Genomic DNA, 9,122 nt, shown 5'->3' with positions numbered 1-9,122 from the left:
TCCCGGAACTGCACCCCCGCCCCCGCCGTTATGGCTCGGGCGGCCGCCCGGCCGCGTCAATGTTGCAGGCGAGATGCTCGCCTCCGCCAGCCACTTTCCGCTAAAATGCCCGAAAACCGCGCCGATGCATGAGGTCAGCCATGAGCTTCCGCCGCGACACCATCACAAAGCCGATCTTCTCATGGGCGCGCGGCGTGCTGCCGGCGATGTCCGACACCGAGCGCGAGGCGCTGGAGGCGGGGGACGTCTGGTGGGATGCCGATCTCTTCACCGGCAACCCCGACTGGTCGAAGCTGCTGAAGGTCCCGCAGGCGACGCTGACGGACGAGGAGCGGGCCTTCCTCAATGGCCCCGTCGACGAGCTCTGCGCCATGCTCGATGAGTGGAAGATCTTTTGGGAGTCGCGCGACCTGCCGCCGGACGTCTGGCACTTCGTCAAGCGCGAGAAATTCTTCGGCATGATCATTCCGAAGGAGTACGGCGGCCTCGGCTTCTCGCCCTACGCGCATTCGGAAGTGGTGCGCAAGATCTCGACCCGCTCGATCGCGGCCGCGGTCACCGTGATGGTGCCGAACTCGCTCGGCCCGGGCGAGCTCCTGATGCGCTTCGGCACCACAGAGCAGCAGCAGCGCTGGCTGCCGCGCCTCGCCGACGGCCGCGAGATTCCCTGCTTCGGCCTCACCAGCCCGGAAGCCGGCTCCGACGCCGCCTCGATGGTCGACACCGGCATCATCTGCAGGGGCGAATTCGAGGGTCGCGAGGTGGTCGGCCTCCGCCTCAACTGGCACAAGCGCTACATTACGCTCGGTCCCGTCGCGACGTTGCTCGGTCTCGCCTTCAAGGCCTATGATCCCGATCATCTCGTGGGCAGCCGGGAAGAGCTCGGCATCACCGTGGCGCTGATCCCGACGAACCTGCCCGGCGTCGAGATCGGGCAGCGTCATCTGCCCTCCATGCAGGTCTTTCAGAACGGCCCGAATTGGGGCCGGGACGTCTTCATCCCGCTCGACTACGTCATCGGCGGCAAGGAGCGGCTGGGGCAGGGCTGGAAGATGCTGATGACGGCGCTCGCCGCCGGCCGCGGCATCTCGCTGCCGTCGCTGTCGGCGGCCGGGGCCGCCTATGCCGCGCGCACCACCGGCGCCTATGCGCGCATCCGCGAGCAGTTCGGCATCTCGATCTCCAAGTTCGAAGGCGTCGAGGAGCCGCTCGCCCGCATCGTCGCGACCGCCTACCAGCTCGACGCCGCGCGCCGGCTCACCTGCGCGGCACTGAACGCCGGCATCCATCCCGCCGTCATCTCCGGCATCATGAAGCTGCACGCGACTGAGCGGATGCGCACCGCGGTCGACGACGCCATGGACATCCATGGCGGCAAGGCCGTGATCGACGGTCCGCAAAACTATCTCGGCAATCTCCACCGCGCCGTGCCGGTCGGCATCACCGTCGAAGGCGCCAACATCCTGACCCGCAATCTCATCGTGTTCGGACAAGGAGCCATCCGCGCCCATCCTTACCTGCTCGACGAGATGAACGCGCTCGCAGATACCGATCGCGAGCGCGGCCTCGGCGCGTTCGACAAGGCGTTCTGGAAGCATGTCGGCCACAGCTTCAGGACACTCTTCCGCGCCATGGGTCGCAGCTGGACCTTTGGCGCATTCGCCCCAGTGCCCGATGCGGGCGATGCCACGCCCTTCTATCGCCAGCTCTCGCGCTACTCGGCGGCTTTTGCGCTCTGCGCCGACATGGCGCTGCTGACGCTCGGCGGCGCGCTCAAGCGCAAGGAAATGCTGTCGGCCCGCTTCGGCGACATCCTGTCCGAGCTCTATCTGCTCTCGGCCGCGCTGAAGCGCTGGCAGGACGAGGGGCGGCAGAAGGAGGATTTTGCCGCGCTGGAATGGTGCATGGCGACCGGGTTCAAAACCATCGAGAACCGGCTCGCCGAAATCCTGGCCAATCTGCCGAACCGCTTCGTCGCCGGCTTCCTCAGGCTCGTGGTGCAGCCGTTCGGCGCCCGCGTGCTCGGCCCGTCCGACCGCATCGTGCACCAATGCGCTGCCATCGTGCTGGAGCCGTCGGCGGCACGCGCGCGCCTCACGCCGGATCTGGCCCATGTCGACGACGACGGCGGCTTTGCCCGGCTGGAGCGCGCGTTCAAGCTGGTCGCGGCGACGGATGCGATCGCCAGGCGCATGCGTGCTGCGCATATCCGCGACTGGAAGGAGGCGGTGACCAAGGGCGTAATCACGCAAGCCGAGGGCGAGCAACTCGCCGCTGCCCGCGAAGCCGTCACAAAAGTGATAGAGGTCGACGATTTTGCGCCGGAGGCGCTGTCGCCGATTTACAAGAAAACCGTCAATGTGCATCAGTTCTTCCAGGAACTCGGTGAGCAGAGGGCGGCGAGCTGATGGCACGACCGGTATTCATCGTCGACGGCAGCCGGACGCCGTTCCTGAAGGCGCGTTCGGGGCCAGGGCCGTTCACGCCGGTCGATCTCGCCGTGCAATGCGGCCGACCGCTGCTGGCGCGCCAGCCGTTCTCGCCCGATAGCTTCGACCAGGTCATCCTCGGCTGCGTCAACGTGATCGCGGACGAGATGAACCCGGCCCGCGTCGCCGCGCTCCGGCTCGGCATGGGCGAGGACATGGTCGCCTTCACCGTGCAGATCAATTGCGGCTCGGGCATGCAGTCGATCGACACCGCCTACCGCTATATCCGCGAAGGCCATGCCGGCATGGTTTTGGCCGGCGGCACCGAGGCGCTCAGCCACGCGCCGCTGGTCTGGCCGAATTCCGGCGTGCGCTGGTTCGCCGGCCTTGCCACCGCAAAGGGCATGGCCGCGAAGCTCGCCTCGGCGTTCAAGCTGAGGCCGCGCGATCTCAAGCCGATCATCGGCCTCGAGCGCGGCCTGACCGATCCCGTCACCGAGCTGAACATGGGCCAGACAGCCGAGGTCGTCGGCCATCTCTTCGGCATCACGCGCGCGCAGTCGGATGCCTACGCGGCCGACAGCCATCGCCGGCTCGCGCATGCGCAAAGCGCGGGTTATCTGAAGGGCGAGGTCGAAACCGCGTTTTCCCGCGACGGCAAGTTCTTCGACCACGACGATGGCGTGCGTCCGGACTCCACGGCGGAGACGCTCGCCAAGCTTCGGCCGGTGTTCGAGCGCCCGTGGGGCCAGGTTACCGCCGGCAATTCCTCCCAGATCACCGACGGTGCCTCCTGGGTGATCCTCGCCTCTGACGCTGCCGTTGCAAAGCACAAGCTGACGCCGAAAGCTGCGATCGTCGACAGCCATTGGGCCGCGCTCGACCCCAGCATCATGGGGCTCGGTCCGGTGATGTCGGTGACGCCGCTGCTGAAGCGCAACGACCTCACCCTCAAGGACGTCGAGACCTGGGAGCTGAACGAGGCCTTCGCAACGCAGGTGCTCGGCTGTCTCGCCGCCTGGAATGACGACAAGTTCTGCCGCGAAATATTGCGGCTCGACGGCGCGGCCGGCGAGATCGACCGCGAGCGGCTGAACGTCGACGGCGGCGCGATCTCGCTCGGCCATCCCGTCGGCACCTCCGGCAATCGCATCGTGCTGCATCTCGTCAACGCGATGAAGCGGCTCGGCACGCGGCGCGGAATTGCCACCGAATGCATCGGCGGCGGGCTCGGCGGCGCCATGCTGATCGAGGCGGTATGACCATGGATTCCAAGATCATGACCGTGCTCGCCGACCGCGTGCTGGAGCTCGGGCCGCGCCCTGCGCCGGATGGTCCCTACAAGCACTTCAAGCTGACGCGAGATGAAGACGGCGTCGCCTGGCTGCTGCTCGACCGCGCTGATGCCAGCGCCAACACCCTGTCCTCCGACGTGATGGAGGAGTTCGACGCCGTGCTCGCGGCGATCGAGACCGAGCGCCCCGCCGGTCTCGTCATCCGCTCGGCAAAGCCGTCCGGCTTCATTGCCGGCGCCGACGTCAATGAATTCCGCGGTGCCAACGATCCCGGCATGGTGGAGACGCGCATCCGCGCCGCGCATGCGGTGGTCGACCATCTGGAAGCCTTGAGGCTGCCGACGGTCGCGGTCATCCACGGTTTCTGTCTCGGCGGCGGGCTCGAGGTGGCGCTGGCCTGCCAGGCGCGCATCGCCATCGATGGGGCGCGTTTCGGCTTCCCGGAGGTGATGCTCGGCCTGCATCCCGGCCTTGGCGGCACCGCGCGTTTCACTGCGCTCGTCAATCCGACGCAGTCGATGGCGCTGATGCTGACCGGGCGCACCATCGATGCGCGCCGAGCCAGATCGCTCGGCCTCGTCGACACCGTGACGCAGGAGCGGCATGTCCAGGGCGCGGTGAAGGATGCGCTGTTCGGCCGTCTGAAGCGGGCCAAGCCTGGTCTGCTGATGCGTGCCGCCAATCTCGGGCCGGTGCGCGGCCTGCTGGCCAAGCGCATGCGAGCGGAGGCCGCGAAGGCCGCATCGCGCGAGCATTATCCAGCGCCCTATGCGCTGATCGATCTCTGGGAAGCACATGGCGGCAGCAAGGCCGCGATGCTGAAGGCCGAACAGGCCTCGTTTGCCAAGCTGATGGTGACGCCGACCGCGCAGAATCTGATCCGGGTCTTCTTCCTGCGCGAGCAGATGAAGAAGGCGGCAGGCGCCGGCAGCACGGTGAAGCATATCCACGTCATCGGCGCCGGCGCGATGGGCGGCGACATCGCGGCCTGGTGTGCGGGGCAGGGCGTTCGCGTGTCGCTCGCCGACATGAAGCCGGAGCCGATCGCAGGCGCGGTCAAGCGCGCGGCCGACCTCTACGGCAAGATCATCCGCAAGCCCACCGACGTGCGCGACGCGCTCGATCGCCTGATCCCCGACATGGACGGCGAGGGCGTCCGCAACGCCGACCTCATTATCGAGGCGGTGCCGGAAAAGCTGGAGCTGAAACAGAAGGTCTATGCCGGACTCGAGCCGCGGATGAAGCCCGGAGCCATCCTTGCGACGAACACGTCCAGCATTCCGCTGCAGGATCTGCGCACCACGCTGGCGCGGCCGGAGCGGCTGGTCGGCCTGCATTTCTTCAACCCGGTGTCGCGGCTGCAATTGGTCGAGGTTGTCAGCCATGACGGCAACGATGCACACGTGCTGAAAGAGGCGCTCGCCTTCGTCGGCGCGATCGACCGTCTGCCGCTTCCTGTAAAGAGCTCGCCGGGTTTCCTCGTCAACCGCGCGCTGACGCCTTACATGCTGGAAGCGATGGTGATGCTGGACGAGAAGATCGACCAGCGCCTGATCGATGAAGCGGCCGTGCAGTTCGGCATGCCGATGGGTCCGATCGAGCTGGCCGATCAGGTCGGGCTCGACATCTGCCTCGACGTCGGCGACATGCTGCGCACCAAGTTCGGCGATCTCCTGCCGCCGACGCCGGCCTGGCTGCGCGAGAAGGTCGCCAAGAGCGAGCTCGGCCGCAAGACCGGCAAGGGCTTTTACACCTGGAAGGACGGCAAGGCGGAGAAAGTAGCGTTGCCGGAGACCGGACCGCGGGTCACCGACCAGATGATCGACCGCCTGGTGTTGCCGATGTCCAATGTCTGCGTCGCGGCGCTTCGCGAGGGCATTGTCGACGATGCCGATGCCGTCGACGGCGCCATGATCTTCGGCACCGGTTATGCACCCTTCCGCGGTGGCCCGCTGAATTATGCGCGCACGCGCGGCGTGGAGAACATCGTATCCACTCTGCGCGCGCTGGCGGAACGATTCGGCGCGCGCTTCGCGCCCGATCGGGGCTGGGACAATTTCAAGTGAGAGCCATATGAGCGAACAAGCGGCCGGACCGAGCGGGGATCTCTGCATCCGCACGCTGGCGATGCCGGCCGACACCAATGCCAATGGCGACATCTTCGGCGGCTGGCTGCTCAGCCAGATGGACGTCGGCGGCGGCGTGTTCGCCTCGAAGGTCGCGCGGTCGCGCACCGTGACGGTCGCGATCGAGGCGATGAATTTTCGCAAAGCGGTCTATGTCGGCGATCTCGTCTCGGTCTACGCCAATCTCGTGCGCGTCGGGCGCACCTCGCTGACCGTGCATCTCGAGGCCTGGGCATTGCGGCGCAAGGAGTTGCATCCGTTCCTCGTCACCGACGGTCATTTCACCTACGTCTCGATCGACGACCACGGCCGTCCCCAGGCGATCCAGCGAAACGATCCGCCGATCGCGACGTAATCGCGCGCGACGCACTGTCCCATATTGCGAGGCCTTGCAGCGCCGCAGAACGCGGCACGAGCAAGTCACATCGTCGCGGCTTCGCCAAGAACCAGTCAAGAACCAGTCATAAAACGGATGAGGTCCCGGCGTACTCAATTGCGTGTCGATTCGGGGTGGAAACGCCGCAATGCCCTTGGGAACCTTTGGGCAGGAGCGCCGTTGTTTGCCCGCACTGAGGAAGCCACGGACTATGCCGGACAGCTACATCATCGAAGTCGATTCGCAGACCGCAGGTATCGTCGTTCGTTCTTCTGGAGGCTACTGCTTCTTCGCCTCATCGCACCGCTTCAACCGTCTCGAAGGCCAGCTATTCCGCAACGCCCGCGAAGCCGAGCGCGCCGCGCGCAGGCTGGTGAATGGCGAGGTGAAGGAGGCGGCGTAACTGTCATTCCGGCCCGCGAGGCGTGGTCGGAATTTTTTGCCGCCCTTGATGTTGCTGCCTTCTTCCTTCTCCCCTCATGTCCGCCGAAGCCTTGGCGAAGGCGGATGCGGGAGAAGGTGGCGCGAAGCGCCGGATAAGGGGTTGGCTCCGCGAATTCAATAGAGAGTTAGATCCGCGGATAGATACCCCTCACCCGGCTTCGCTTTGCGAAGCCACCCTCTCCCGCAAGGGGAGAGGGGAAAGACGTGATCACAACTTCGTCGCCGCCCGCGACAACAGCTTCCACTCGTCGCCTTGCTTCTGCCAGTTCATCAGGATGTGAAGGTTGGTCGATACTTTTTTCCCATCGGCCGCCATCTCCTGCTCGCCCAGCCAGTGGAAACGCACGATCGCTGCGGGGCCGACGACCTTGATGGTGGGATCCTTGTATTCGATGGACAGAAACTTCGATTTGCCGTCGGTGGCGTTGGCGATGAACGCCGCCTTGTCTTCGACCTTGCCGCTGGAATGGCTGTAGCTCAGTTCCTCCGCGCAGAGCGCGCCGAGCGCCTTGGGATCGGCCGCGATCTGGGCGAGGCGGAAGGCCTCGACCCTCTTCGCCACGGCGTCCTCGTCTGCCGAAGCGGCGAGCGCCGGCGTGGCGAACGCAAGCGCGGACACGGCGAGCGTCGAGAGAGCCAGATCCCGTCGGTTGATCGTCATCGTTTCCTCCTTTTTGATCTTGCAATCAGTGTTGCAGTCGCACGCGACTTTGTCGAGTGTCACCTGCCTCATGTGGATGCGTCATTGCGCGATCGAGGCCGTATTGATACGCCTTCCGCATCGATGCGCCGCGCATTTGGGAAAGTACGGAAATGATCGAGACCAAACACGATGGAATGGGCCGGGCGCTGTTGTTCGACATCGACGGCACGCTCGCCGACACCGATCCGTTGCACTTGAAGGCTTTCAACCAGGTGCTCGGCCCGCATGGACACGTCTTCGATCACGCACGTTTCTCCCTCGAGCTGCAGGGCTTCGCCAATGTCGCCATCGGCGATCGCTTTCTGCCCCACGAGGCGCCGGAGCGGCGCGCCCTCATCCTCGAAGAGAAGGAGGAGGTCTTCCGCACGCTGGTGGCCGGGCAGATCGCGCCGCTGCCGGGCCTGATGGCGCTGCTCGACCGCGCCGATGGCGCCGGCATTCCCATGGTTGCGGTGACCAACGCGCCGCGTCTCAACGCCGAGCTGCTGCTCTCAGGACTCGGCATCACGCATCGTTTCAAGGCGCTGGTGATCGGCGCCGAGCTGCCGCACGGCAAGCCGCATCCGCTGCCCTATCAGGAGGGGCTGCGTTTCGTCGGCGCGAGCCCGCGAGCCTCGATCGCATTCGAGGACTCCCGCACCGGCGTGCAGTCCGCAACGGCCGCCGGCATTCCGACTGTCGGCATCCGCACCAGCCTCAGCCATGCTGACCTGGTTGGAGCAGGCGCGGTCGCCTCCGCCAGCGCGTTCGACGACCCGACGCTGCTCGCACGTCTTGCAAGTGCCATGGCATGGTGAGAAATGGCGGGGTGAGGACCTTCATCCGTCAACCGTGATCGGCGTCCGCATTGACCGCAGGCGCGAACCGCCGCACCATGCATCATTCTGATTTGAGGCCTTTGCCGTGACCGGATTGACCCATCGCCAAGCCGAAATCCTCAACATCGCGCGCGCCTCCGGCCGCGTCATGGTCGAGGAGCTGGCGCGCCGCTTCGAGGTGTCGGCGCAGACCATCCGCAAGGATCTCAACGATCTCTGTGAGCGGCGTTCGCTGACCCGCATCCATGGCGGCGCCATCATCGCCTCGGGCGTGGAAAACCTCGCCTATGAGGCGCGCCGCTTCGTCGCCGCCGACGAGAAGAAGGCGATTGGCGCTGCCGCCGCCTCGCTGATCCCGAACGGCTGCTCGCTCTTCATCAACATCGGCACCACGACGGAGGAGGTGGCGAGCGCGCTGACCTCGCATGAGGATCTGCTCGTCATCACCAACAACCTCAATGTCGCCATGCTGCTCTACCGCCATCCGCGCATCGAGGTGGTGGTCGCCGGCGGCACGGTGCGGCGCGCCGATGGCGCCGTGGTCGGCTCGACCGCGACGCAGCTGATCGGACAGTTCAAGGTCGACTATGCCATCATCGGCGCCTCGGCGATCGACGAGGAGGGCGCGCTGCTCGACTTCGACTACCGCGAGGTGCAGGTGGCGCAGGCCATCATCGCCAATGCCCGCAGCGTCATGCTGGTCGCCGATTCCACAAAACTTCGCCGCAGCGCGCCGGTGCGCATCGCCCACATCACCCAGATCCAGACCTTCGTCACCGACCAGGAGCTGCCCGAGCGCCTCGCCACCATCTGCCACAGCAAGGGCATCGAGGTGGTCGAGGCGATGCCGAAGGGCGCGGAGGTCGACGATGCGTCGGCCGAGGTGCAGGATGCCGCACCGGAAGCCGCACCAGTGGTGCGGCTGAGATAG

At 66.0% G+C, this 9,122-nt stretch carries 8 protein-coding genes; 7 read left to right on the top strand and 1 reads right to left on the bottom strand.

Annotated features, from left to right (window positions below):
* Positions 1-140 precede the first annotated feature (140 nt).
* The 5 genes from I6F28_RS34705 to I6F28_RS34685 all read left to right on the top strand — a co-directional run bounded on the left by I6F28_RS34705 (position 141) and on the right by I6F28_RS34685 (position 6,629).
* Positions 141-2,408 carry an acyl-CoA dehydrogenase gene (locus tag I6F28_RS34705; protein ID WP_225143364.1) on the top strand — a complete coding sequence of 756 codons (2,268 nt, stop codon included), beginning with the start codon at positions 141-143 and terminating at the stop codon, positions 2,406-2,408.
* Positions 2,408-3,691, top strand: a complete 1,284-nt coding sequence (locus I6F28_RS34700; RefSeq protein WP_225143363.1) for an acetyl-CoA C-acetyltransferase — start codon at positions 2,408-2,410, stop codon at positions 3,689-3,691. Before I6F28_RS34705 ends, I6F28_RS34700 begins: the two co-directional genes overlap by 1 nt.
* A 2-nt stretch (positions 3,692-3,693) precedes the next feature.
* Positions 3,694-5,790 carry a 3-hydroxyacyl-CoA dehydrogenase NAD-binding domain-containing protein gene (locus I6F28_RS34695; protein ID WP_225143361.1) on the top strand — a complete coding sequence of 699 codons (2,097 nt, stop codon included), beginning with the start codon at positions 3,694-3,696 and terminating at the stop codon, positions 5,788-5,790.
* A gap of 7 nt (positions 5,791-5,797) precedes the next feature.
* Positions 5,798-6,205, top strand: a complete 408-nt coding sequence (locus tag I6F28_RS34690) for an acyl-CoA thioesterase (protein WP_036013863.1) — start codon at positions 5,798-5,800, stop codon at positions 6,203-6,205.
* Positions 6,206-6,437: 232 nt separating this feature from the next.
* Positions 6,438-6,629, top strand: a complete 192-nt coding sequence (locus tag I6F28_RS34685; RefSeq protein ID WP_128924065.1) for a hypothetical protein — start codon at positions 6,438-6,440, stop codon at positions 6,627-6,629.
* Between the two features lie 249 nt (positions 6,630-6,878).
* On the opposite strand, the gene I6F28_RS34680 is transcribed toward I6F28_RS34685, so the two are convergent.
* On the bottom strand, positions 6,879-7,331 hold the full coding sequence (locus tag I6F28_RS34680; protein ID WP_036013866.1) for a nuclear transport factor 2 family protein: 453 nt from the start codon (positions 7,329-7,331) through the stop codon (positions 6,879-6,881).
* A gap of 152 nt (positions 7,332-7,483) precedes the next feature.
* On the opposite strand from I6F28_RS34680, the gene I6F28_RS34675 reads away from it, so the two are divergent.
* Positions 7,484-8,170 (top strand): HAD family hydrolase, encoded by a 687-nt coding sequence (locus tag I6F28_RS34675; protein ID WP_109145018.1) that lies wholly within the window; start codon positions 7,484-7,486, stop codon positions 8,168-8,170.
* Positions 8,171-8,276: 106 nt separating this feature from the next.
* Entirely contained in the window at positions 8,277-9,122 is an 846-nt protein-coding gene (locus I6F28_RS34670) for a DeoR/GlpR family DNA-binding transcription regulator (protein WP_036013860.1), read from the top strand.

The sequence above is a fragment of the Bradyrhizobium sp. NBAIM14 genome (assembly GCF_020193895.1).
GTDB classification, from domain to species: domain Bacteria; phylum Pseudomonadota; class Alphaproteobacteria; order Rhizobiales; family Xanthobacteraceae; genus Bradyrhizobium; species Bradyrhizobium yuanmingense.
The sequence above is the reverse complement of the archived record's forward strand: the minus strand, read 5'-3'. Positions and strand labels throughout refer to the sequence as shown.